Source organism: Microvirga sp. RSM25, from assembly GCF_044784385.1.
Taxonomy (GTDB): domain Bacteria; phylum Pseudomonadota; class Alphaproteobacteria; order Rhizobiales; family Beijerinckiaceae; genus Microvirga; species Microvirga tunisiensis.
Genome location: NZ_CP173039.1, coordinates 910,177 through 933,841, shown reverse-complemented (window position 1 = coordinate 933,841; position 23,665 = coordinate 910,177). Strand labels below are relative to the sequence as shown.

Sequence of the window (23,665 nt, the reverse complement as noted above, 5' to 3'; positions counted from 1 at the left end):
TACAGACACCTTCCAAGAATACAAAGCGTGGTTGCTCAAGCACACTGACTTGGACCGTGTGACCTACAAGGCAGAAGGGAAGAACTGGCTCGTCCTCTCTGGGACCAAAGGCACCTATATCGTCTATAGGAAGGTCGTTGAGGGCTGTGGCGCAGCCCATGAAATCCAAATCGAGTACCCTGCGCAGAAGGAGGCTCGATATGATCCAGTTGTAGCTCGCCTTTCACATTCGCTTGGCTGCAACGCTCAACGGCCCTAGCTCATCAGCGCAGGCGGCTACCGCCACATTGTCGGTTTCTGAATCGAAATCTCTTAGCTAAAGCCATCTAAATTGCTTTCAGAACGGATCGGCAATGCCCCTCGACCACTATGTATCCCAGGTGCATCTCAAGAACTTTGCATCTCCAGCGCTCGACGGGACTAAGATGTATGGAGTGCGGAAGCGCGACCTGCGCAAATTCCCATGCAGCCCCAAGGACGTCTGCCGCATAGAAAACGGCAGCACCAATGCCTATCTTGAACATGATAGGGTGATTGAAGAGTTCCTGAAGGAGATCGAGCCCCGCTACAACGGCGCGGTCGAGCAACTCAGGAACGGCAGAATCGACCATGACTGTGTCTATGTTATCGCAGGGTTTGTGGCCTACGTGGGTAGTTGCGCCCCAGCGGCCATGCGCCTCCTTTCCGACACGCTTCGCCATCCTGTTGCAGTGACGGCAGGCATACTCGAAAGGCGTGGGGATCTACCGCCAGTTCCACCCGAACTTGGAGGAGGATCGCTGTCCGACCTCTTACAGACCGGGCGGGTGAATATCGAAATTGACGGAAAGTATCCGCAAGCTATTGGGATCAGTTCTATCCTCGACTTGGTCGCTCGATTTGGAAACTTCCATTGGGAAGTTCTCATCAACACCGAGGAAAACAGCCCATATTTCACTAGCGACTTCCCGGTCACATTTGAGAAGACCCAGGATCCTCGCATTCTGAACCGCGTCGTGCCACTCGCGCCGGATTTGGCTATACGGATCCGCCCAATGCTCGATTCCGAGAGAGCCGACCGGGACATTAATTTTCGTCACTTCAGATACCGCATCCGAAAGCCCAAGCTCGACGAGATCAGGGGCATCAATGCTTTGATTGTTCAATGTTCGGAGGAACTCGTGTTCTACCGCGATGAACATGACTGGATTGCAAGGTTTATTGCCAAAAACCAAAGATACCGGCTTGAACCGAAGACCCAGCGTATCGCCGTCGACAACAAGGACTTCCTTTGGTCCACTGTGAGCGTTCAGCCAGTGGCTGCCCCAGCTTCTCACACGGACGGCGCGACAACTTAAGATGCAGCAGCATTACCTGATGACATAAGGTCCCTGTCTAGAGCTGGTTCATCAGCTGCGCGCCATCCGGCGTCTCGCTTCGCGCATCTCTCCAGCACTGTCGTGTCGAGCCACTACGTGACCCAATGTCACTACAGACCGCTATAAAGAATGTTAGCCTTTTGATAGGAATAATAATACGAAAGACCCGGAAATAACCTATTCCGACACGTGCTTCGTAGAGAAGTTCGTGCGATAGCTTTTGTTCTTTCATAAAGGCCTAGCTTAAATGGCAGACACAACACCGCCTGTTCTCACCGGACTCAGCTTCTCTTCAGTGTACGATTTCTCAAATACGGACCTCTCGGGTACATTTAATGCGTCTGCTTTAGACGCAGAATCAGGTGTCAAAGAAGTTGTTATATGGCTTGATAGGTCGTTCACTGACAATATCGGCACTTTCGCGCTCGTTGGTCTTTTTGGCTACGGTGATAGTTGGGCGGATGGTCATTCCAGCACGACAAGGAACGTTTCGCAGTGGAATGCCCCTGGCACCTATTCTGTAACGAGCGTGGATGTTCGTGATGCAGCAGGGAATACCCGTACGTATAGTACTTCGGACCTACGCGGTTTAGGCTTTTCTACCGGTTTCGAAATCTACACGGCGGGCTACCGTCCAACGGCTGGGGCAGACGTTCTTCAAGGCTCCAATAAAGCTGATGCTCTTCACGGGCGTGAGGGGAACGATGCCATCTATGGGCACCTCGGCAACGATGAACTTTGGGGCGAGGCGGGCAATGACAGATTAGAGGGAGGGGAAGGTATCGACAGTGCTGCCTTCATTGGGAGCAGGTCGGAGTACACGGTAGTTCAAACCGCTGACGGAACGATTGTTGTCTCTGATGGTGCAGCAGAACGAGACGGAATTGATACCATCGTGGGAGTGGAAAACTTCAAGTTCAGTGATGGTACTGTCGACCTTGCCACTCTCTTGAACAAAGCACCTACGAGTATCTCACTTACCAGTTCCTACGTCTCAGAGAACGGCTGGTGGGCCAAAGTCGGACTGCTATCTGCTACTGATCCAAACGCAGGCGATAATGTTAGGTTTGAACTGCTTGAAGATGCGGGTGGGCGGTTTCAGCTTTGGGGCAACAGTCTTGAGGTCGCACCCAGTGCCACGCTCGACTATGAGCAAGCTACAAGCCACACAATCAAGATCCGAGCTGTCGACCAAAAAGGACTGACCTTCGACCATGTTTTCACCATCAACGTTCAAGACGTGATGGAGACTAGCACCGGCACCTCTAGGTCTGAGTCACTTATTGGCAGCATAGGAGCCGATAGGCTTGTTGGTGCAGGCGGATCTGACAGACTGAACGGCGGCGCTGGTGACGATATTCTGATAGGCGGCATGGGCAACGACACTCTAACTGGCGATGCAGGACGTGACGTATTTATCTTTGACACCAAGCTCGGCACGTCTGCGACCGACCGTAAAGTGAACTACGACACCATCAAGGACTTCTCGGTGGCAGATGATAGCATCTACCTCGATAATGCTATCTTCAAGAAACTGGGTTCCGGCTCAGCGTCCAAGCCCAAGCTCCTGTCAAGCAAGTTCTTTAGCCTCGACAAGGCGAAGGATGGAAAGGATTACCTCATCTACAACAAGAAGACCGGCGTGCTGTCCTATGACGCAGATGGTTCGGGCAACGGGCAAGCGGTCGAGTTCGCCCAGCTTAAAAAGGGCCTCGCCCTGAAATACAACGACTTCTTTGTCATCTGAGGCCGATGCAAATAAGAGTGCTCCAGCTACAACTGGAGCACTCTCCTATTTCCGTCTATAACCGCTTCATCAGCCGTGCCGCTGCCATGACGAGCTGCGCATCCAGCATTTCCTCAGCCGCATCGTATTTCGCCACCCATCGCTTGTAGGTCGCCCATCGCATGCCCTTCGGCTTCGGTGGCAGATCCCATTCGTCCGGATCCTCATCCCCGAGTAGAGCAGCTTTCACCTTCGCCTTGGTGCGCCACGCCCGCCCGATTGGGTCAAGGAACTGTGAGGCATAAGCAGCCCTGCGGCCCCAGGCATACCGACTGGCAAAGAACGCCGCTCCCAGTGGTCTGTAGAGCACCCGCACCCGCCGTCCGGTCTTTGGGCAGATAGCGTACCATTGCAGGCCGCCAAAATTCCTCGGATCCGACACCAGAGAGAAAGATTGTTGGCGCTCCCGGCACGATAGCTGCATGAGCCCACCATGCTTATGCAGCCTCAACGTGGCAGTGATGGTCTCGCCCGAGCCATAGGTGAGCAGGCATTGGATATGGCTACCCGGCTTACCCGCACCGCTCGGAATGAGCTTGGCGAGATCCATCTTGGGCCCGCTCTCCAAAGTGAGGCGCTGCCGGTCAGGAGGCATGGTGATGTCCTCTCGGCTGCAGTTTCACCACGACACCTGACTGCTCGCTCATTCCCTCCACCTCGGACCCCGTCTGGTAGATTATATGTGTCCCTGTAGTCGGACCGCTGGAGGGCTCATTGGAGGGGGCACGGTCCCTCTCATCAGACCGTAGGCGGTAATTTTCTTTCGTGAGATTAGTTACTGTCCCTGAGGTCGGACCGGCTGTCCCTCCCATCGGACCGGCTACAGATTTAGGCTTACCCGCCTGCCAGCGCATGAAGGCTTTTGAGGCTTTCTCGCCTGTACGGTCGCAGGGATACAATGTCAGCCGATACTCGCTCGCATGAGGGCTCTTGCGGTCGAAGTGGCCCCGTGAGCAGCAGACGATGAAGCCTCTCTCCGTCAGCTCTACGAGTGCCCTTGCAGCTGTGTCCTTGGAGCAGCGGACGTGTTTGGCGGCATCGCGGGTTGAGAGAGCGATGAAGCCATTGTTGCCGCCGTTGTAGATAGCTGCCAGTTCAAGAAAGACGCTGCGAGCGACTGATGAAAGCGACCGCCAAGCATGTGAACGCAGCATGTGATGAGGAAGGGAGACGAAGCGCTCTGTTGTGCTTCGGCCCTTGTGGTTGTGACGTCTGGGCATGAGGTGCCTCTCAGCGGCCCTAAGAAGCTCAAGGGCGCCATTTCTGAAGATTGATGAGAAAGGTGCAGCCGGGGCCTGTCTCCGGCTGCTGGGCTTTAAAGAGTCAGAAACCGCTATGGGGCGCACGACCTGTCAGGCCGCACGGCGTCTCTCCCCGGCAGAAGTTGCCTTGAGCACCCGCAAGGGCGTGCGCAGGATGTAGCGCCCGTGCGTCCCGGAATATGGACCAGCGTGGGGCTCATCGATGGTGTCGATGACAATCCCGCGCTTTCGCAGAGAGTGTACATATGCTGACCAGCGTGGGGCTGGTCTTTCCAATGGAATCACTCCGTGCTCACGCACCTCCATGAGGCAGGCGAGCGTCCATGCCTCACGCCCCTTCAGACGCAAGGTTTCGGGGGTGTCGAGCCGCTGCACGAGGAGTTCAACAACATCGTTAAACATTGCTACCCTCCGTGCTTAGGCCCGCCAGTTCTGCGATGGTCAGCGCAAGCGCTGGAGACAGTCCGAACCGCGCGGACAGGCTCTTGACGACACGAGGATGAGATCGGAGTGGCTGTGATGCCGCCCAAGCAAAGAGCGGAAGCAGGCACAGGTTCTCATTGCGACGCAAGCGCCGCTTGTGTAGGCTATACATAATCGATGTCCTAAGCCCCGTGCGAGAGCCCCTCGGACGGGGCTTTCTTTTGCACGGTCATGAATGCGATGGGTTCAGAAGGCGAGAGCTTCTAGCTCTCAGCAGTCGTTCGCGGCCCCGGCAATGAGGCGGCGGATGTCCTCCACACGCCACGCGGTTATGCGTGGGCCGAGTTTCACAGGCTTGGGATAGCGCCCATCTTTGATGCCTGCCCACCATGTGGACTTGCTGACAGGGATGGGACCAATTGGAGCGAGGATGCCAGGAAGCCGGACAAAGCCAGTCGGTGGGAGTTCTGTTGCTGCTGAAGAGAATGTCTTCAGGCGTGCGTCATCTCTCTGCAAAGCCATAGGGCTCGCGTCCTTTCATCGTCCATTTATGAAGGAAACGACTGGCGAAGCTGGCGAGATCTGATTGACTCTCACACTAAGCCCCCGGTAGGCTTAGCCCGCTCTTGAAGGAGTACGGGTTTCGGCCCACCAGAACCGCTTTGACCTTGCCGGGTCGGGCGGTTCTCTTTTTCCACATCGCTGTACCGAAGCGCCTTGGACTTAGGCGCTCGGGACTGGACGAGAAGGTATGAGTGTTGCGAGCCTAACGTCAAGAACTTGTGTCGCGGCTCACGGTTCCAACTATATATAGTGTGAAGATTGTTAAGAGTGTGGACAACCAGCTAAGACACAGAAACTCCTCGGAAAATCCGTTCCGGGATTCTGCAACGGCCAAGCTTAATCGGCTCAGAGTCGCCTTGAAAAGGGGCGGGATGTTTGTGCCGGCAGATCTATATTCACACAAATCCACACACCTTGTCCCCAGCTTACACACTGCTGCGCAACGCTATGGCTGGCGTAATAAACGCTCATGGAAATGCAGTGCCTGCATTCAGCAACACGACGTTGCTTCGAGCTTGCTGCTCAAGAAAGTTAGCCCAAGCATCCATCAATTTGCGTCGCTTCTCCAACGCATCACCGCGCCGGTATGCCCGCTCGACCGCATCGCCCACAAGATGTGCCAGAGCGGCCTCAGCCACTTCCCTTGGAAAGTGCGTGCGCTCGCCCGCCCAATCACGGAAGGCGCTGCGAAAACCATGAACCGTCACATCAAGCTTCATCCGGCGGAGTACCATCTCCAGCGCCATCACCGACAGAGGCCGTCCAGGCTTAGTGCCGGGGAAAACAAGGGCGCTGAGCCGGTTCTGCTTCATTTGCTGTAGGATCTCGACTGCACGGGCTGAGAGCGGCACACGATGCTCCCGACCAGCCTTCATGCGAGCCGCAGGAACTGTCCAGATACACGCCTCAAGGTCGAACTCCCCCATAAGGCTCCGAATACTTCGCCGGACCGGGCTGCCGTGAGAATGGCGAACTCCAGCGCCCGTGGCGCGATGCCATCTCGCTCCCGCAGAGCAACAACGAACTCAGGCACGTCATCGAATGGCATCGCCTTGTGATGGCCTCGTGTGAGCTTGGTTCGCTTTGGCAGAACGGCGTCCAGATGCCCTCGCCACCGGGCCGGGTTCTCGCCCGTTCCTTGCCCCCGCGCACGGGCAAAATCTAGTACCCGTTCTATTCGTCCTCGCAGGCGTGAGGCCGTCTCGGGCTTTGTGGTCCAAAGAGGCTTCAGAACTTTCAGGACATCCTCGGTGCCAATCTCGGTCACCGGCTTGGTCTGGAGCGGCTCGCAGTACACGGTGAGGGTCATCTTCCACTGGGCGCGGTGCTTCTCGTTGCGCCAGGAAGACGACATGCTCTCAATCAGACCATCGGCAGCCTCGCCAAAGGTCATTACTTTGGGCTTGTCTCGTGCCGCGATGGGGTCCATCCCATCCGCAAGCTTCTGCCGGACTTCGGCAGCTCTTTCGCGGGCTTTGGCGAGAGGCACATCCCGCAAGGCGCCAAGCCCCATTTCTCGGCGCCTGCCGTCTACCTTCCACATGAACACCCATGAGCGAGCACCGCTGGCGGTGATGTTCAGGTACAGCCCTCCGCCATCCGAGTGCCGCCCTGGCTTTGTCACTGTTGCGACCGTCCTGGCGCTCAACGTGTGTAGCTGTCGTGCCATCTTCCCCTGTCCTTCCCCACCTTCTTCCCCACCTCTGAGGCTGGATTGTAGCGGATGAAGATGGACACCGTAAGATACACGGCAGTGCAAAAGCCTAGTTTTTAACGACTTTTCTGGATGCGGCTAAATGTGGCTGGACACTAGTATGGCGGACTCCGTCTCCGCCATCCTTCTGCTCTAAGTCATTGGACCCATTGGGACTTCATACCAGCGCCCTGGGGCTCCCGCACCATGACGAGGCTTAGCGTCTTGCCAACCGCGGGACAGATACCGATGAGGGCCAGGGCCGCACTAACAAGCACTGCCTCAATCCGCGTCCCTATCGGATCCGGCGATCATTGCCCGGTGTCTGCCTCGCCTGCTTCTCCGTTGAGCTTTTCATCGTACCACTCGGCCAAGTCGGAGGCGAAATTCTCATCCTGATCCAGGCGCACCAGGAAGGCTGAGGCCAGGAAGTAGTGGAACGGAATCTCGGATTTCTCATCATCGAGCATGGCGTCGACTTCCGGACTGGCGAAAAGCTGGCGGCTGATCTGGCCGTCTTCCATGCCCAGGACGATGGCGACCTGTCCAGGCTCCAGGGTGATCGTGGTCTTCTTGTCCTTGCTGTCGGTCATGCTGACGGTTCCCTCATGAGAAGCTCGGCCCCAATCACTCAATCGTATGAATGTGGGCACGTTCCCGTTGTAGCGCCCCGACTTGCCTCGAACCTGCCCCGCCATGTCGCGGTGGGTCGATCAGAACGAAGCGGAAAGAGGAACATTAATCTCTCGTCCTAGTTGCCTGTGTCCGGTCACACCACCTTGGAGAAGGTAGATGGCACAGAACGCAGGCGCCAATCAGGGCGGGGTCAACAAAACGCAGGACAAGAGCGCGGATAGCAAGCGCCGGCAGGACAATGAAACCGGAGCCGGAAACACGGAAGCGAAGCCGCTTGATCCTGGGACCGGAACAGACGGTCGTGCGCCGAGCAACATGTCCGGTGGCCGGAGCTAGGCGCATTCAACATTCAACGATCACTGCAGATCAAAGGAACCATCATGGCCAAGAAAGCTCGCATGCGACCATCCTGGAAGAAGGCAAAGCGGATCAAAAGCCAGCCGTCCGGATCGCGTGCGGAGAAGGTCACCCAGAAGCGCAGCTAGATGGAGCGCTGTTCTTTCACAACGATCGCCCGACTACTGGCAAAAGCCACGCGAACGAGAACGTGGATAATCGCAAGCGGAGCCGCGGTCACGGGTAGCAAACATACCGGTCGCTTGACGGTCCGGACCCAAGGAGACCTCCCATGCCAGATCCAGACGATCCGAACCGCGATCCCTCGTCGGCCGGGGCGCGAAGAGAGCCTGCGCAAACCGAAGGTGACGTCCCAAACCTTGGACCGGCGTCGGATCCGGCGGGACGCGACTTCGGCGACTCCGCCGGGTACGGCAGCGGCGGCTCGACCCGCGATTATCAGGAGGTTGTCGGTGAGAACCCGGTGACTGCCGGCAGGCCCAATCCACTCGATGCGGTGATCCCGCCCGAGCCGCAAGGCTCGGACACGGAGGACCCGAACGCTACCCGTTGATTGAGCGGCGGCGAACCACCTTGCGAGGTCTATTGGTGGGAGCGCACGGGCGGGCGTTCCAGTTGGGCCTGGGCGAAAGCCGTCAGGGGTTTCGCATCCGGATTGAAAATGGCTGCAACCCAGCCATCCGGGAATGCCCGAAGTTCCTGATTGTGGGCCCGGACGGCGCTGATGAGGTCGCTGCGCGCCACAACGATCCTGTCCTCCCGCCGCTGGAACTCCGTCAGATGCGCTGCGAAGCGCGTGTCGCCGGTCAGCTCGGGATACCGCTCGATGGTCTCGTACAGGTCGCCGAGAGCGGCAGAGAGCCGGCGCTGGGCTTCCACATAATGCCGGAAGCGCTCCGGCTCGGCGATGAAGCCGTCCGCGTTCAGGATGGCCACGACTTCATCACGGGCCGCCATGACCTCGTCGAGCACCTCGCGCTCGCCGGGAGCTTGCCTTCGCACAGCCTCGACCAGCGGCGGCACCTCGTCGGCCCGCTGGCGGTATTGGTTCTGCACCTCGGTCCAGGCCTGCTGCGCCCGCTCCTTCAGAGCGGGAACTTGGCCATGGCCGCATGCCGCCACGGTCAAGGCGAGCCCGACAGCAAAACTCCACCGTACCAAGCGCGTGAGCAATATCTCCTCCGGCCGTGCAGGGCCTGGTTACTCGTCGATGTCGCGGTCGCTCGCCTTGACCGTGGCGGCACTTTCTGGTTGCCAACCTGTGCCACTCCCGGAACAGCTGCGGCGGACGCATTCTCCACTGGGGCTTCAGAGCGCTCTCGCGTGGTCTGGCTCAGCTCACGCCCCGCTCTGTACCAATTCTGCACCAATGATCCTGCGGATCGCCTGTGCGGCTCTCACGATGAGGCATGGATGAAAAGGCTGGCCCTAACAAGCCGGTCCGGCCCAAAGTCCTCACCAGGGCAAAGGTCCAGCAATTCGGCCAGCCGGGCACGAGCGCGGTTGATGCGGCTTTTGATCGTGCCGAGATTTGTGCCGCAGATCCGCGCTGTCTCCTCGTAGGACAATCCCTCCGCCCCGACCAGCAAGAGCGCCTCGCGCTGCTCGACGCTGAGTTGGGCCAAGGCCGCCTGCATGTCGGTGAAATCCAGGCGTGCGCCCTGTTCAGGCATGACAGCGAGCTTCCCAGCCATGGACCCATCAGGATCGGCTACTTCCCTGCGACGTCTTCGTATCTCGGTATAGAACTGATTGCGCAAAATGGTGAAGAGCCAAGCCTGCATACTGGTACCCGGCTGAAATTTATCGAGATTTTCAAGCCCCCTCATCAAGGCCGTCTGGACGAGGTCGTCCGCATAAGTGACATCGCCTGACAAGGAAATGGCGAACGCGCGCAGATGCGGGATCGCATTCAGCATCGCCTGCCGAACCGGTGGGTCAATGACCATGGCTTGCCCTCCCCTTGTTCAGAGGACCAAGGATCTGGAGCAAGGCGTCAGGAACAGGTTCCTTTACCAACTGCGCGTAAAATGCTCGGAGCCGTTCCCCGAGACAGGCGATAACCTGAGGTGGGAGGCTCGGCTCTTGATAGCCTTCGCGCGCAGTGGACTGAGGTTCGTAGAGTTCGCCAGGTGTCTCCTGTGCGACTTCGGGTAGTACGGTGAGCACGCGGGTTCCTCCGCCTCTCGAGAAGATCATCCATCCCTAAGCGAGTCATGCAGGCCTGCCATTAACCTATGATCAGCTTGAGAGCATGGATGGTCTCGAACCGTGTTTCCCGTATCTACCGGTTAATGGGCCCTATGAACCGGGGACACCTGCTGACGGGATGTCTCCGCGACTATGAGATGGCTCGACATCTTGTTGAGGAAGATCGCCTGGTAGCCGACAAGACAGGTTTGCTCGAGATCCACTGCCCCGGCCACATGGCCATGCAGCATGGCATTCACCCCCTTGGCTCGCCTGTTTGCGTCATTCCGGCAGGTGCCGTGCCGGAACAGAGCTGAATTGAGCTTGTTGGGAGGACACGCGACGATCAGTGGAAGTTGCACCATGAAATCGATCCTCATGACCCTCGTCATTGCATGCATGTCGACGAGTGCATGTGTGTCGACTAGCGCCATGGCCCAATCGGGTTCCACCACCCTCACCATGACCTGTGCCCAAGCCAGAGGGATCGTCTCTTCCCAAGGGTCCGTCGTTCTGCACACGGGACCGAACACCTTCGACCGCTACGTTCGTGATGGAAGCTTCTGCGCGCTTCAGGAAGTTGCTCGCCCCACCTGGGTAAGAACGTCCGATAGCGCTCAGTGTCCGATCGGGGGCGTTTGCAGATCCGTCGAGATCGACAACGGACGGTAGCTCCGACAGGGATTCAGAGGAGTTGTCTGGTTTCTTGCGGAGGTGCTCGGATCGGCACGTCCACGTCGTCAGACCCAGTCACGATGGCGGGCATGATTTCGATACCGCTCGACGCAAGCCGGTGCTCGCAGGCTCTGAACTCCCTCCCCTGCACTCTTGTTGACTTTCGAGACACCAATTGCGGTGCTCTTGATCGTACGGAGGAAATCATGCGGAAGACACAGTTTGCAGCAGGTCTCGCCACTGCCGCACTGATCGCCAGCACAGCCCTGGCCCAGACATCCGCTCCCACCCAACCCGTCGGGTCGGGTCAGGTCATGACGCAGATGCCGCCGGGGCTCATGCGAGGCTCGCAATTGATGGGCATCGATGTCTATGGAGCGGACAATCAGAAGATTGGCGACATCGACGAGGTCCTGGTGGACCGGCAGGGTAAGATTCACGGCCTCGTCGTCGGCGTCGGCGGCTTCCTGGGCATCGCTCAGAAGGATGTGGCTATTCCGTTCGACCAGGTCCAATGGATGTCCAACCAGGAGATCCAGGCCTCCGCGAACGCCAACCAAGGTGGCGCAAGAACCGCCGACACGACGGTGCCGAGCACCGCAACCGGCGGAGCTGGTCAGCCGACGAGCACCGGCAGCACCGCAGCAGGTGGTTCGGGTGGCATGACCGGGGGCACCGCTCCGGCCGGCAACGCTGGCGCGGCGGCAGGTGCAGGCAACGATCCCAACACGCCTGCGCGGGCCATGGTCAAGATGACCAAGGCGGACCTGCAGAACACGCCCGAGTTCCGCTACGCGAACGACCAGAATCGGGCAGGATCCGCAGGCAACACCAATCCGCCGCCACAGAACGTCAATACGCCCGGCAACACGCCGCCGAACACGCCACGGCAGTAGGAGCGGTGAACCAGAGCTGGCAGGGCCTTGTCGCCGGCTGCCAGCTCGTTGCATTTCGTAGAAATGCTCAGGTAGTTCGCTTGCTCCGGGATCTCTTCCGGACAACTTCCTCTGCAGCGGTCGGGACACTGACGGCTCCCATTGCCTCTGCTGCCGCGGCGGGAGAAGCATTCTCGACAGTGGCTTCAGAGCGCTCCTGCGTGGTCTCATTCAACTCACGCTCGGCTCTGTACCAGTGATCCTGCGGATCGCCTGTGCGCCCCCCGCTTTCCCAGAGCTCGTAGGCTCTCTGTCGGATCATATCCTCACTTGCACGACGGTGCTTCTCGTCCTGATCACTGCCGCCCTGATCGTCGAAGATCTGACGACCGAGATCGAGACCCATGCGCGGCGTCGCATCCGGACCGGTTTTCTCCTGGGCCATGCTGCCTCCTATCCTGAACCTTCGGAGATTAATGCTGAGTGCGAGAACATGTTGCCTGTCGAATGGAGCCATACCCGATTTCCGGCTCATGGCGCCTTCAGCACCTGAAGGGCGGCGTCCGCCAGGCGCCGGTGAGCCTGCGTCGTGGGGTGAACATCGTCCCAGAACAGATATCCCTCGCAGCGCCGATGCTGTGCGCATGGACTGGTGATGTCGACGAAGCCCGCCGCGGCAGGGTCCGCTTTCACCCGCTCCGCCAGTTGCCACACGTCGAGACGGTACAGACGCAGACCCGTATGGCTCGAAAACCCGGAGAGAGCCTGATCGAGAGCTTTATTGAAGCGCGCCGCCAGCCCATTCGCTGCCTCGACGGCTTGGCCGCCCCGAGCTCGCACGGCCGGAGCAATCCCGATGGCGGGAAGATTGGGCACCAGAATGTCGGTCGCGCCCTGACCTACCAGATCCGCGACGATGCTCCGCAACGACGCCACGGCCGACGCAACCATCGTCTCTCCGCCAGGATCTCCAACAGCAGCCAGCAGGTCGTTACCTCCACCGTAGACGATGTTGAGACTGCGTCCGGGCGGACGGGACGTGCGCAGATAGGCACTGGCCTGGGCGCGCAGACTTGTGTTCCCGGAACGCGGATCGAGCCGGGCCCCGCCGACCGCGAAGTTCGTCCCGCCCGCCTGGCTCGGCCCGAGGGAGAGGCCGAGCTGTTCGGCGAGGTGCTCGACCCAAACCGGCCCATTGGAAGAGCGTCCCGCGTTGCCGTTGTCCGAAAGGCTGTCACCAAAAACCACGATCTGATCAAAGGCAGGCTGAGCTTGAACGGAGACGTTCATGAGAGAAATCACGGCAATGATGATGAAGGAACTAAGGGAGCGGAGCATGGCGGTTACGGCTTGCGATCGAGACGTCATGCTGCCTGCCGGCCCGCGGAGGAGCCTCTCTCATGCAGCTGGCGACGCCGCTGATCACGACCTTTTCATTGTGCAGCCTATCCGCCAACGCTGCCGTCCTTTCCCAGGTTAGGTTTCCAGCGTATCTCACCAGAACTCCGTGACGGAGCGAATGTGCCCGAGAAGGCTCGCTCCCGCGGAATTGCACCCCCGCCTATGGATGCTCTCGACGGGGATCCCGGATTCCAGGCGGCGTTCCTACGCATGGATCGTTCGGCAGACTGTGACGCTCGACGGTCGACGACCGACGAGTAACCTCGGCGGAGGGTGCTCATCGATAAATAAAGCCAAGGTTAACTTGGGTGAGTGAGGGGATCCTCTCCCGCAGGCAAGATGTGTGACAGTTGAGGTTACGCCCTCAACGGGGCTCTCTTCGTTGCCTTAGAAGCGTATCACGAGGCCTAATGTGATAACTCCACCCTGTTGCATGATCGTTGAAGACCAGGCGCTCATTGGCATGGCGCTTGAAGCCTACCTGGAGGACGCCGGGTTCTCCGTGGCCGGCCCGTTCCCGTCCTGCGCCGACGCGCTCCAATGGTTGGAGCACAACACGCCGCAGGTTGCGGTGCTGGACGTGTCCCTCCGAGATGGCACCTCCCTGCCGATCGCCCAAGCCTTGAAGGGCCGGAATACGCCTTTCGCCATCTATTCGGGCCTGCCTTACACCGCGAGCCTGCCGGAGGAGCTCAAAGGCGTGCCGTGGCTGGAAAAGCCTGTTCCACGTGAAGAACTCACCCAAGCTCTCACCCGCCTCCATGGAACTGACGCCTGAACGGCGATTTCATTTACACAGGAGGAGCGATGTTTACTCTTGAAATCGGCGGCAAGCCCATTGCGATCACGGATACCGAAGAGGCTCAGGCACGAGAGATCTTCGAGAGCGACGAGTTCAGGCAGGACCTGACCGTGATGACCAGCGAGGGAGCACCGTTGTGGGACGGGCAGGCGCCACTGCGCATCCGGCCTGCGTCCCAGGAGGAGGTTGCTGCGTTCGAGGCTCCTGAATTCGACGTCGACGATGATGATGAAGACGAGGAGGATGACGGCGTCTTCGTGACCTTCCTCGTGCCGATCGATCACGATCATGAGGAGACGTTGGCGGTCCCACCGGAGCTTCAGAGCAAGTAGGCCAAGGTCGGCCGTGCGGGTCGCGCTGTAAAGTCCGGTTCGACCTCGCTCATGTCTAAGCTGAAGCAGCAATCCAACCAAACGGCCCAGTCGATGATTTCAACTGGGAAGCGGATACCGCGGCAGGATTGGACGTTGTACCCATGCCCGACGCTCGGGCACTGCCATCGACCTGTCATTACCTCAATGGTTTTTCGCGTTTCCGCCCTTGAGTCTCAGAGGTTGTTCGCCGCCTGATCAGTATCGTCCAGTCGTCTCGGGCGCGGCAGACCCGCGCGAGTGACCTGAAACTTTTTACGGCCCCGGTTGTTGAGTGACGATCCAGTTGCTTTCTGGTTCCTGCGGATCGCACAGAATACCTCGTCAATGCCGGTGGCTCCGTAAGATCCGGAAGGCAAAGCTGCCGTGCAGGGATCTTCGAACGGCTTCTAAGCGAGGGAGCGCATAATTGATCTTCTCCTACTTGGGCCCCTGATCGGAGGAGCCTGGGGCTTTGCCCGAATGTTCTATCGACGCCCTATCAAATGGCGGCGTCACGGCGAGCGACGGGACGACAAGGCGAATTGAATGCCTCAAAAATAGGAGCATTGTTCTTGGTGCAGTCCGAACTCAAGGCGAAGCCTACCTATCGCACGGCTCCTGCTTCCGGTCCTTACGAAACACCCGGGCGCTCTTATGAGGACCGTGAATGGACTACGCTAGAGATCCAAACGCCCGGAAGCAGAAACCCTCGCCCTCTCGTGGTGGATCTTGATGGAACACTCATCGCCTCTGACCTGCTGATCGAGACCGCATTTTCGGAACTGGGGCGGCACCCTCATTCCCTGATCGAGATGCTGGCTGCCCTCTCTCGTGGCAAGGCCGCTCTGAAGCACCGCTTGGCTGCACCTTCAGCCTTCGATCCGGCTACCCTGCCCTACGATCCGGAAGTGCTTGAAGCGATCCGCAAGGCCCGCGCCGGCGGGCGGTCTGTCTACCTCGCCTCGGCCAGCAACCGCCGGCTGGTAGAGAGCGTAGCCGACCATTTGGGGGTGTTCGACGGCTGGTTCGCTTCCGACGAGACCACCAACCTGGCCGGCATCCGGAAGGCCGAACAGCTCGTCACGACGTTCGGCGAGCGCGGCTTCGACTATATCGGCAACGATGCCGCCGACCTGCCGGTCTGGGAGAAAGCTGCAACGGTCATCGCCATACGTGCTCCAGCCGGGGTCAGGAAGAAGCTCGCCCTCCGTGCTGCCGAAGAGGTGGAATATCTGCCCTGCAGCCTTCCCAACTGGCGAACCTGGGCAAAGATGCTACGGGTGCATCAATACGCCAAGAACGCCTTGGTCTTTCTGCCCCTGATAACCTCGCACCTCTTCACCCTGCAGGGTTTTGCGAACGCTGTTCTGGCCTTTATCGCCTTTTCGCTTTGCGCCTCGAGCATCTACATCCTCAACGATCTGGTGGATCTACAGGACGATCGCGGCCACCGCAGTAAATGCAAGCGCCCTCTAGCCTGCGGGGCAATCCCTCTCAAGCACGGGATGGCCGCAATCCCGATTCTCTTCCTTGGTGCGCTCGCCGTCGGATCTGCCATCTCGCTGCCCTTCCTGGGCGTTCTGCTCGGCTATTTCGCTCTGACGACGGCCTATTCGTTTGCCCTCAAACGAATGATGGTCGTCGATGTGATCACTCTGGCAGCACTCTACTCAGTACGGGTGATCGGCGGAGCCGTAGCCACGAGCATTGTGGTTTCGGAGTGGCTTCTGGCCTTCTGCATGATGATCTTCATGTCATTGGCACTCATCAAGCGCTATGTGGAACTCGCCGCCCGACGGGATGCGAACTTGCCCGATCCGACCAGCCGCGACTATCGGAACAGCGATCTCGACATCGTGGCGGCGCTGGCGGCGGCGGCAGGGTTCAATGCCGTCACGATCTTCACGCTCTACATCTCCAGCCCTGCTGTGAAGCAGCTCTACAGCCACCCTGGCATCCTCTGGTTGGTGGGCCCGCTCCTCCTGTTCTGGATTTCCCGCGCCATGATGCTCGCCAGCCGGAGGCAGATGGATGACGACCCGGTGGTGTTCGCCATCAAGGACAGAACCAGCCTCATGACGATTGGGGCAATCGCCGCCCTGCTCTTCGCCGCGATTTAGAGCCTGGCGATGATGTTCATCCGGTATGTGGTGTTTGCCGGCATCGCAACGCTTGCCAACCTCGCAACCCAAGAGGCTGTGGTCCGTGTCGCCCCCTTGTCTCCGCTCGCCCTGTCGATCCTCATGGGCACTGCGACGGGCTTCATATTGAAATACCTGCTCGACAAGAAATGGGTGTTTGACGACGGTTATAGCGGTCATCGACAGGAATTGCAGAAGATCACCCTCTATGGCGTCTTCAGCGTGTTCACCACCCTGGTCTTCTGGAGCTTCGAGGTAGTTTTCTGGGTCATCTGGCGTACAGATTTCGCCAAGTATACTGGCGCCGTGATTGGGCTCGCAATCGGTTATGCTGCGAAATTCGTGCTCGACCGAGCCTTCGTTTTCAAGGAGCGCCAGGCATGATGGAACTCGCCGGCTGGGGGCGATACCCCCGCCACCCATCGCAGGTGATCGGCCCTTCAACGCCTGCAGCCATACCTGCACTCATGGCGTCCTGTTCGGGCCTTGTGGCGCGCGGGAACGGGCGCGCCTATGGCGATGCGGCCATCGGCGAGAGGGCCACACTCACGACGTTAGGGCTGGACCGCATCCGGGCCTTTGATCCGTCAACAGGCCGCATCCGACTGGAAGCCGGTGTCCTTCTCGCGGATCTCCTGTCGGTCGTGACGCCCCGGGGCTTCTTTCCACCCGTCGTGCCGGGCACGAAGTTCGTCACCATCGGCGGCATGATCGCTTCGGACGTGCATGGCAAGAACCATCACGGGGATGGGGGCTTTGGCGAACACGTCGAGGAACTCATGCTCGCCTTGCCTGACGGCAGCACAATCAAGTGTTCTCGGGACGAAAACCCTGAACTTCTGATGGCCACTATCGGGGGGATGGGCCTCACCGGCACGATCCTTGAGGCGTCCATCCGCCTCCGCCCTGTCGAGACGGGGTGGATGCGGCAGAAGACCACCGTCGCGACCAATCTCGAGGACGCGCTGCGCGTCCTGCAAGAAGCCGAAACTGCCACCTATTCAGTTGCCTGGATCGACTGCTTGGCCCGCGGTGCTTCGCTCGGGCGTTCGCTGATCTTTGCCGCCGAACATGCCACTCACCAGGATCTGGAGAGGCTTCGACCCGGCGCAGAGCGCTTCCCCTCCTCCCGGCCCGGACGGCTTTCCGTACCGGTCGATCTCCCGTCATTCACCCTCAACAGGCTGTCGGTTTCCGCGTTCAATGAAATGTACTTCCGCATCGGCGCGATGAAAGCCGGGTATCCCCATCTCGTGCATTGGGATCCCTACTTCTTTCCCCTCGACGGAATCGGCGACTGGAACCGCATCTATGGCCGCCGGGGCTTCCTCCAGTACCAATGCGTGATCCCGACGGCGAAGGCTCAGAGCGTGCTCGGCACGATCCTTGAGCGGGTCTCCCATCGCGGCACAGCATCCTTTCTGGCTGTGCTGAAGCAGCTGGGGCCGAGCCACGGCGATCTCTCGTTTCCTCTCGAAGGCTTCACGCTGACTCTCGATCTGCCCGTCGGTGACGATATGTTTCCCCTGCTCGACGAGCTCGACCGATCGGTGGTCGAAGCCGGAGGTCGGCTCTATCTCGCCAAGGACGCGCGGCAATCGCCTGAGACCTTCGAGGCCGGCTACCCCGGCCTTTCGCACTTCCGGGACATCCGGCGAAGCATCGGGGCAGCAGGCCGGATTTCTTCACGTTTGTCGACAAGGCTCGGGATTTGATGGCGCCCTCCAAAACCCTTCTCCTCATCGGCGGCACCTCCGACATCGGCCGGGCCACGGCGCTCTGCTACGCCAAGGCCGGGTGGCGGATTCTGCTCTCTGCGCGGAATGAGGAGGAAGCCCGTCGCAATGCCGAGGACATCGCGGCCCGCACCGGAGCGGAGGTCACGACCCATCGCCTGGACATTCTCCAGACGGATCGCTTCGGGAGCTTCCTCGACAACCTGCCCCAGCCGCCGGACACGGCCGTGTGCGTCGTCGGCGAGCTCGGCGACCAAGTGCGGGCACAGAGCGATCTGGCCCACGCAACACTGCTTGTGCGCACCAACTTCGAGGGCCCGGCTCTCCTCCTTGGGGCGATTGCCGAGCACTTTCTCGCGCGCGAATCCGGCACCATCGTGGGTGTCAGTTCCGTGGCCGGTGACCGCGGGCGCGGATCGAACTATCTCTACGGCGCAGCGAAAGCGGGCTTCACCGCTTTCCTGTCAGGTCTGCGCAACCGGCTCGCGCCTAAGGGCCTGCGGGTGATCACGGTGAAGCCGGGCTTCGTGCGTACGCAGATGACGGCGGGCATGAAGCTGCCTCCCGTGCTGACGGCAGATCCTGACGAGGTCGGTCGAGCGATCTTCAACGCGGCCGAAAAGGGCGGCAGAGACGTGATCTATGTCCGACGCATCTGGCAGCCGGTGATGATGGTGATCGGCGGCATTCCCGAAACGATCTTCAAGCGCTTGAAGCTCTGACTCTGGTCTGTGGAGAATGAGTACGATGTCGATGGGAGCGGTACGGATGCGATCGACGGGTCTGCTCCTGCTCGCGCTCGGTGCTGTCTGCGCCCTTCTGCTTGCCGTTCCAGGCGAGACGGTTACGACGAACTACCTGAATGACCTTTTCCTCTTCCTCGACGGAGTTCACCGCATCGCGGAAGGCCAGGTGCCCAACCGCGATTTCCATACAGCCCTGGGACCACTCGTCTATTATGCGCCGGCCGCAGGATACTGGCTTTCGGGCAACTTCGGTGGCGCCATGCCGACTGGAATGGCCCTCCTGGTGCTCGCACTCGCGCCGGCTGCCGCGTATATCGTCAGTTCGCGCCTCAGGCCGGCCATCGCCATTCCGCTCGGGGCCTATCTGATCTTGGTCGCAGCAGTTCCGATCAACCTGGGCGAGAGCATCGGAGCCCTTTCCTTCGCCATGTTCTACAACCGGATCGGGTGGTCCGCGCTCGGGCTGCTGCTGGTTATGTATCTTCGGCCCGAGCATTCTCGCCGTCATCATCAGTGGATCGATACTCTCTGCGCGGCCTTCCTGATCCTCCTGATGCTGTACATCAAGATCAGCTATGGCTTAGTGGGATTGGGCTTTCTGGCCCTGATGCTGCTCGATTCCCGTCAGCGTGGCTGGGCAGTTGCGGCATTCGCTATCGTCTTCCTTGCTGGGCTGGTGATTGAACTTTTCTGGGGCGGGACAGCGAACCACATCGCGGACCTTCTGCTCGCCGGTCGAGTCAGCGGCAACGTCGACACCCTCGATGAACTGGCTACGGTGCTCTTCAGGAATCTTGCCGATTATGTCCTGTTCGCGATCTTCACCGCTCTGGCGCTCCGGCGCACGAGGAGCCTCCGCGATGCCCTTTTCCTTGGCTTCTGCGCAAGCTCCGGCTACGTGCTCATGGCACAGAATTTCCAGAACTGGGGCATCGTCACACTGGTGGCCGGAGCGGCCGTGGCCGTGGAAACCGCCGCCCGGAAGGACGCTCTCGAAGCGGACGAACGTCGCGCATCCATCACGGCGGGTGCCCAACTTCTTCTTTTGGCCCTTCTGCTGCCGGCGATGATCCACAATGCTGCGGCCCTGAGCCTTCATGCAGGTCTCGCGTTACTGAAACAGGGACAGGCCGTGCCGTTAGTGAACTTCGACCGGATCCGGCTCGTGAAGTTATGGAGCAAGGGCGAGTACGCGATTTTCAGCCGCTACCTGGCAAGCCTGGAAGATGGCGCACACGCGCTTTCGAGCCTCGAATGGAAAGCGGACCATGTGTTTGTGCTCGACTTCGTGGGTCCGTTCTCGGCCGGTCTTGGCCTCAAGTCCCCCCATGGCGACGGCACCTGGCATCATTGGGGACGCACGGTCAACGAAGGTAATCACTTGCAAGCCCAGACGCTCCTGCGCGACGTGCATGTGGTCATGGTACCGAAATGGCCAATCGAGGTCTCCACCGCCGAAGGCCTTCAACGGCTTTATGGCGAGTATCTCGACGAGCATTTCAAGCTCGGGCGCGAGACGGCGGACTGGAGCGTCTACGTGCTCCGTGACCCGTCTTCCGAGACGGTGAGCCGGTCCTCCGGCTCGGATCCAGACAAGCGACAGGACAACCTTCCGCACAGCGGCGGCTAGACTGGCGACTTCGATCAGGATGTGGTGCCGGAATAGCGCTGCTCGGGCACGGCCGGACTGGTCCGGCGCAATCCTTCGCCTCTCATACGCCGGGCTTCGACCGCGGATGCAGCTATCGAGCTGGTCCCGCCGGTGGCCGACCGGAGGGGCTCCGCCATTTACCTATAATCGGCGTGAGGCAGTCATGAGATGCGCACCGTTCAGCAGCGGGTGCGTGCCCGATGGAGCGTTCAGCGCCGTTCCCTTCCTGGGAAACACACGGACGCGTATCCCTGACCTGCCTCTTCTTCGATCTCGATCGTCAGGCTCTCCTGCCGCAGGTGACGGGGCAGATAGACCCAGAAATGGTCGGCGACATGCCGAGCTGCAGCACGGGCGGCTTCGAGACTGGGCAGATCCTGGACCTCGAAATCCTGCGCAAAGCAGATCCCGCTGTAGGCATGGAAACAGTAGCGCGCCATGGCTGCACCCTGATGGCTCAAGCTCTCCTCAAACAACAAGCAGCCGTCGGAAGTTCGGCGGGGGTCATCGTGCCGAACCAAGTTCGTACGATTGCTCTTGTCACGTTTAACTTAAGTGATGGGAGTTCACCTCTGGCGGACTATCTTGGAGATGTGTCGCAAGGCACGTTCCTCCCTGGACTTGAGGTCAATTTCTGACCCTGCTCCCTCGTTGGCAATCGTCAACGAGGGAGCTTTTTTGTCTCGTATCGTCCCGCAATGAGAAGACGCTGTGCGATCCAGTCCTGGGCGGTGTCGAGGCAGATGTCGCGCAGGGTCTCGAGCACTTGGCGCTCGTTCTCGGTGAGCGCGAAGACGCTCCCCAGCTTGCGGATGAGCGGATTGCCGCGGGGATGCAGAGAGGCATGCATGCGGCGCTCCTCCTGTTGCAGGCGGGAGCACGTCGGATCTCTCAGCTATCAGCGCCTAAAATCGGTTGCCGATAATAAACGACTTAGTGCACGGAAATGGAGCTCTGTCATTGATCTATGTTGTGTTTAGAAAAAACATGACCCGTTCCTGCAGATCCTCCAATCATCATGGCGAAATCAGCATTATTTACAGAGGGGAGAACAAGCCGCACCGTAGCGTTAACATAGGTTTGCGCTTAGCTGTGCCGCACTATGTAAGCTTGATGATACGATCTTCTTTTGAAGTCCCGTCAGCTATGACTCCTGATCAGCCAGATCCCCCTGACAGCAAGTCCGAACAGGGACGCAACGCTCTCAATGAAACCATCGATCAGGCCAATCGGGCGATTGAGGGATCACGTGCCGAGATTGCTCGTTCGCAAGCCTTGGGCCAGTCCGTGGCCGATCTGAACCGTGAACTCGAACGGATCAGTGAAGAAGAGAACAATGCCTCGCGGACGCTAAAGGACGAGCGGTAATTCCGATGGCGCTTTTATGGACCTATGGTGAACCCTAGCTCATGCTCTGCCTCAAGCCAGTGATCCTCCGGACTGCCACTGCGGCCCTGACGCTCCCAGACCTCATTGGTTCTCACCCGGATCTTCTCTGCGCGACCGCCCATGGCTCGCCTCCAGTCGAGGATCGCTGACGAAAACTCTGATCCCGGTCAGAGCGCCTCCTTCTTCACCAGATGCAGATAGGTCGGATCGAACTCGCCGGCCTTCTTTAACCCCTGCCAGTTCAGCACCTTCAGGGAGCCTCCGTGCAGGGTGATCAGGCCGTCGCCCCGGAGATCCTGGAGCACCCGATTGACATGCACCGTCGAGAGCCCAAACGCATCGCCCAGCTCCGCCTGGGTCACCGGCAGAGTGAAGGCATGATCCTCCACCAGCTCGACGGCCCGCAGCCGCACCAGCAGCTCGCACAAAACGTGCGCGATCCGACCATAAGCGTTGCGCCGCCCGAGCCCCACCATCCATTGTCGAAAGACTGCCGCATCGATGAGAGTGTCGCGCCAGAGCAGGTCGCCGAGACGGGGGTAGCTAAGCATCAAGGTGCGCAGGTCATCAGGCTGGATGAAGGCGAGGATGGAGGGGACCAGCGTGGCCAAGCTGTGATCCATCGTCTCCAGGTGCAGAGTCTGAAGATCGAGAATGTCGCCACTGATGTGGAACGACAGGATCTGGCGTTTGCCCTCGGCGGTGAGGCTGTAGCGGCAGGCGAAGCCCTCAACCAGGAGGCAGCACTCGGAGGAGGTGTCGCCTTCACGGACGATATCCTGGCGTGCCGCGACGGTTTTCAGCCGCAGCGGCAGGCGCAGCAGAGCGGCCTTCTCCTCAGCCGTGAGTGTAGCGATGCTCTCCAGCTTGCGGACCAACGCGGCGGTGTGGTGAATGGCGTCCAAGACAGTCTCCCCTGGTGAGCAGGCGGGAGCGCAGGTCTCTCAGTCGTCAGCGCTACAGGATCGCATGCTGACAATCCCGAGATTATCATAGGTTAATGCGGTGAGAGCAAGGCATTGGAACGCCAAGCAGTGGCCTTCGTTGAACCGCATGCCTCGCTTTTATTTCGACGTGCGGGAGGGAGGGCGCTTCGCTCCCGATGACGAGGGCACCGAGTTCGACAGCCTGGGTGCTGCCGAGCACGAGGCGGCCTGCATGGCGGCTGAGATCGGACGGGACCGGCTGCCGCACGGCAACAGCCGTGAGGTCACGGTCGAGGTCAGGAACGAACACCGCCACCGGGTGCTGACCATCAAGGTTTCGTTGGCAGTCGACCGAGTTGACCCGCCGCCACAACCTCCGCGCACGTAAAATCAAATCGCGTCATTCACGGAAGTGCCTATGGGAACCGGCCCCGCTGAGACGATCCGCTCTCATCCGTGTCATGTGAACGGGGGTGACGATGTTGTCATTCCCCATGCTCCGAAAGCAGATCCTCGCACGAACCGGCTCCGGGCCGCTCTGGAGCCCGAGGATTTTGCGCTGCTCTAGCCCCCTCTTGAAGTTAACGACCTCAGGCGCGGTCAGGTGCTCTACGGAATGGGGGATATCGTTCACGACACCTACTTCCCGCATGAGGTCATCGCCTCCATCGTCAATGGATGGCGACACCGTTGAGACCGGG

At 59.6% G+C, this 23,665-nt stretch carries 29 protein-coding genes and 1 pseudogene; 15 read left to right on the top strand and 15 right to left on the bottom strand.

Annotation, left to right across the window (positions count from 1 at the left end):
* Window positions 1–353 precede the first annotated feature (353 nt).
* Both ACD578_RS04485 and ACD578_RS04480 read left to right on the top strand, forming a co-directional pair.
* Window positions 354–1,337: a DUF4238 domain-containing protein gene (locus ACD578_RS04485; protein WP_404291244.1), complete on the top strand. Its 984-nt coding sequence runs from the start codon at window positions 354–356 to the stop codon at window positions 1,335–1,337.
* Between the two features lie 268 nt (window positions 1,338–1,605).
* Window positions 1,606–3,105 (top strand): hypothetical protein, encoded by a 1,500-nt coding sequence (locus ACD578_RS04480; RefSeq protein ID WP_404291242.1) that lies wholly within the window; start codon window positions 1,606–1,608, stop codon window positions 3,103–3,105.
* Window positions 3,106–3,160: 55 nt separating this feature from the next.
* Here ACD578_RS04480 and ACD578_RS04475 read toward each other — a convergent pair whose 3' ends face one another.
* The 5 genes and pseudogenes from ACD578_RS04475 to ACD578_RS04455 form a co-directional block, all read right to left on the bottom strand.
* The gene (locus tag ACD578_RS04475; protein ID WP_404291240.1) at window positions 3,161–3,739 is read right to left on the bottom strand and encodes a hypothetical protein; all 579 of its coding nucleotides are present in this window, start codon (window positions 3,737–3,739) and stop codon (window positions 3,161–3,163) included.
* Between the two features lie 757 nt (window positions 3,740–4,496).
* On the bottom strand, window positions 4,497–4,808 hold the full coding sequence (locus ACD578_RS04470; RefSeq protein WP_404291238.1) for a hypothetical protein: 312 nt from the start codon (window positions 4,806–4,808) through the stop codon (window positions 4,497–4,499).
* A gap of 291 nt (window positions 4,809–5,099) precedes the next feature.
* Window positions 5,100–5,351 (bottom strand): helix-turn-helix transcriptional regulator, encoded by a 252-nt coding sequence (locus tag ACD578_RS04465; RefSeq protein WP_404291236.1) that lies wholly within the window; start codon window positions 5,349–5,351, stop codon window positions 5,100–5,102.
* Between the two features lie 509 nt (window positions 5,352–5,860).
* Window positions 5,861–7,062: pseudogene (locus tag ACD578_RS04460) on the bottom strand (tyrosine-type recombinase/integrase).
* A 335-nt stretch (window positions 7,063–7,397) separates the two neighbouring features.
* Complete coding sequence (locus tag ACD578_RS04455; RefSeq protein ID WP_152717292.1) at window positions 7,398–7,679, bottom strand: hypothetical protein; 282 nt, start codon at window positions 7,677–7,679, stop codon at window positions 7,398–7,400.
* A 199-nt stretch (window positions 7,680–7,878) separates the two neighbouring features.
* Between ACD578_RS04455 and ACD578_RS04450 the strand changes: the two genes are divergently transcribed.
* Entirely contained in the window at window positions 7,879–8,058 is a 180-nt protein-coding gene (locus tag ACD578_RS04450) for a hypothetical protein (protein WP_404291234.1), read from the top strand.
* A 292-nt stretch (window positions 8,059–8,350) separates the two neighbouring features.
* A complete protein-coding gene (locus tag ACD578_RS04445; protein WP_404291232.1) occupies window positions 8,351–8,632 on the top strand; it encodes a hypothetical protein in 282 nt (93 codons plus the stop codon).
* A 29-nt stretch (window positions 8,633–8,661) separates the two neighbouring features.
* Here ACD578_RS04445 and ACD578_RS04440 read toward each other — a convergent pair whose 3' ends face one another.
* The 4 genes from ACD578_RS04440 to ACD578_RS04425 form a co-directional block, all read right to left on the bottom strand.
* Window positions 8,662–9,252 (bottom strand): LemA family protein, encoded by a 591-nt coding sequence (locus ACD578_RS04440; protein WP_404291230.1) that lies wholly within the window; start codon window positions 9,250–9,252, stop codon window positions 8,662–8,664.
* Window positions 9,253–9,476: 224 nt separating this feature from the next.
* The gene (locus ACD578_RS04435; protein WP_404291228.1) at window positions 9,477–10,028 is read right to left on the bottom strand and encodes a sigma-70 family RNA polymerase sigma factor; all 552 of its coding nucleotides are present in this window, start codon (window positions 10,026–10,028) and stop codon (window positions 9,477–9,479) included.
* Window positions 10,018–10,278: a NepR family anti-sigma factor gene (locus tag ACD578_RS04430; protein WP_404291226.1), complete on the bottom strand. Its 261-nt coding sequence runs from the start codon at window positions 10,276–10,278 to the stop codon at window positions 10,018–10,020. Before ACD578_RS04430 ends, ACD578_RS04435 begins: the two co-directional genes overlap by 11 nt.
* A 92-nt stretch (window positions 10,279–10,370) precedes the next feature.
* Window positions 10,371–10,634 carry a hypothetical protein gene (locus ACD578_RS04425; RefSeq protein ID WP_404291224.1) on the bottom strand — a complete coding sequence of 88 codons (264 nt, stop codon included), beginning with the start codon at window positions 10,632–10,634 and terminating at the stop codon, window positions 10,371–10,373.
* Between the two features lie 516 nt (window positions 10,635–11,150).
* On the opposite strand from ACD578_RS04425, the gene ACD578_RS04420 reads away from it, so the two are divergent.
* Window positions 11,151–11,840, top strand: coding sequence for a PRC-barrel domain-containing protein (locus ACD578_RS04420; protein ID WP_404291222.1), 690 nt, complete (start codon window positions 11,151–11,153; stop codon window positions 11,838–11,840).
* Window positions 11,841–11,907: 67 nt separating this feature from the next.
* On the opposite strand, the gene ACD578_RS04415 is transcribed toward ACD578_RS04420, so the two are convergent.
* Complete coding sequence (locus tag ACD578_RS04415) at window positions 11,908–12,264, bottom strand: DUF2934 domain-containing protein (RefSeq protein WP_404291220.1); 357 nt, start codon at window positions 12,262–12,264, stop codon at window positions 11,908–11,910.
* A gap of 86 nt (window positions 12,265–12,350) precedes the next feature.
* A complete protein-coding gene (locus ACD578_RS04410; RefSeq protein WP_404291218.1) occupies window positions 12,351–13,157 on the bottom strand; it encodes an SGNH/GDSL hydrolase family protein in 807 nt (268 codons plus the stop codon).
* 496 nt (window positions 13,158–13,653) lie between these two features.
* Between ACD578_RS04410 and ACD578_RS04405 the strand changes: the two genes are divergently transcribed.
* The 7 genes from ACD578_RS04405 to ACD578_RS04375 all read left to right on the top strand — a co-directional run bounded on the left by ACD578_RS04405 (window position 13,654) and on the right by ACD578_RS04375 (window position 20,628).
* A complete protein-coding gene (locus ACD578_RS04405) occupies window positions 13,654–13,998 on the top strand; it encodes a response regulator (RefSeq protein ID WP_152717482.1) in 345 nt (114 codons plus the stop codon).
* Between the two features lie 29 nt (window positions 13,999–14,027).
* Window positions 14,028–14,354 (top strand): hypothetical protein, encoded by a 327-nt coding sequence (locus tag ACD578_RS04400; RefSeq protein ID WP_152717484.1) that lies wholly within the window; start codon window positions 14,028–14,030, stop codon window positions 14,352–14,354.
* Between the two features lie 596 nt (window positions 14,355–14,950).
* A complete protein-coding gene (locus tag ACD578_RS04395) occupies window positions 14,951–16,495 on the top strand; it encodes a UbiA family prenyltransferase (protein ID WP_404293696.1) in 1,545 nt (514 codons plus the stop codon).
* A gap of 9 nt (window positions 16,496–16,504) precedes the next feature.
* Complete coding sequence (locus tag ACD578_RS04390; protein ID WP_404291215.1) at window positions 16,505–16,900, top strand: GtrA family protein; 396 nt, start codon at window positions 16,505–16,507, stop codon at window positions 16,898–16,900.
* Complete coding sequence (locus tag ACD578_RS04385) at window positions 16,897–18,231, top strand: FAD-binding protein (RefSeq protein ID WP_404291213.1); 1,335 nt, start codon at window positions 16,897–16,899, stop codon at window positions 18,229–18,231. The genes ACD578_RS04390 and ACD578_RS04385 overlap by 4 nt, the downstream gene beginning before the upstream one ends.
* Window positions 18,231–18,974 (top strand): SDR family oxidoreductase, encoded by a 744-nt coding sequence (locus ACD578_RS04380; protein ID WP_404291211.1) that lies wholly within the window; start codon window positions 18,231–18,233, stop codon window positions 18,972–18,974. The genes ACD578_RS04385 and ACD578_RS04380 overlap by 1 nt, the downstream gene beginning before the upstream one ends.
* A 46-nt stretch (window positions 18,975–19,020) precedes the next feature.
* The gene (locus ACD578_RS04375; protein WP_404291209.1) at window positions 19,021–20,628 is read left to right on the top strand and encodes a hypothetical protein; all 1,608 of its coding nucleotides are present in this window, start codon (window positions 19,021–19,023) and stop codon (window positions 20,626–20,628) included.
* A 230-nt stretch (window positions 20,629–20,858) separates the two neighbouring features.
* Here ACD578_RS04375 and ACD578_RS04370 read toward each other — a convergent pair whose 3' ends face one another.
* Window positions 20,859–21,089 carry a DUF6894 family protein gene (locus tag ACD578_RS04370; RefSeq protein ID WP_404291207.1) on the bottom strand — a complete coding sequence of 77 codons (231 nt, stop codon included), beginning with the start codon at window positions 21,087–21,089 and terminating at the stop codon, window positions 20,859–20,861.
* A gap of 12 nt (window positions 21,090–21,101) precedes the next feature.
* On the opposite strand from ACD578_RS04370, the gene ACD578_RS04365 reads away from it, so the two are divergent.
* A complete protein-coding gene (locus tag ACD578_RS04365) occupies window positions 21,102–21,287 on the top strand; it encodes a hypothetical protein (RefSeq protein WP_404291205.1) in 186 nt (61 codons plus the stop codon).
* Window positions 21,288–21,310: 23 nt separating this feature from the next.
* On the opposite strand, the gene ACD578_RS04360 is transcribed toward ACD578_RS04365, so the two are convergent.
* The gene (locus ACD578_RS04360; protein WP_404291203.1) at window positions 21,311–21,499 is read right to left on the bottom strand and encodes a hypothetical protein; all 189 of its coding nucleotides are present in this window, start codon (window positions 21,497–21,499) and stop codon (window positions 21,311–21,313) included.
* Window positions 21,500–21,609: 110 nt separating this feature from the next.
* On the opposite strand from ACD578_RS04360, the gene ACD578_RS04355 reads away from it, so the two are divergent.
* Complete coding sequence (locus ACD578_RS04355) at window positions 21,610–22,017, top strand: hypothetical protein (RefSeq protein ID WP_404291201.1); 408 nt, start codon at window positions 21,610–21,612, stop codon at window positions 22,015–22,017.
* A gap of 14 nt (window positions 22,018–22,031) precedes the next feature.
* On the opposite strand, the gene ACD578_RS04350 is transcribed toward ACD578_RS04355, so the two are convergent.
* Window positions 22,032–22,160: a DUF2934 domain-containing protein gene (locus ACD578_RS04350; RefSeq protein WP_404291199.1), complete on the bottom strand. Its 129-nt coding sequence runs from the start codon at window positions 22,158–22,160 to the stop codon at window positions 22,032–22,034.
* Between the two features lie 45 nt (window positions 22,161–22,205).
* A complete protein-coding gene (locus ACD578_RS04345) occupies window positions 22,206–22,943 on the bottom strand; it encodes a Crp/Fnr family transcriptional regulator (RefSeq protein WP_404291197.1) in 738 nt (245 codons plus the stop codon).
* Window positions 22,944–23,091: 148 nt separating this feature from the next.
* Between ACD578_RS04345 and ACD578_RS04340 the strand changes: the two genes are divergently transcribed.
* The gene (locus tag ACD578_RS04340) at window positions 23,092–23,352 is read left to right on the top strand and encodes a DUF6894 family protein (protein WP_404293694.1); all 261 of its coding nucleotides are present in this window, start codon (window positions 23,092–23,094) and stop codon (window positions 23,350–23,352) included.
* The last annotated feature ends 313 nt before the right edge of the window (window positions 23,353–23,665 follow it).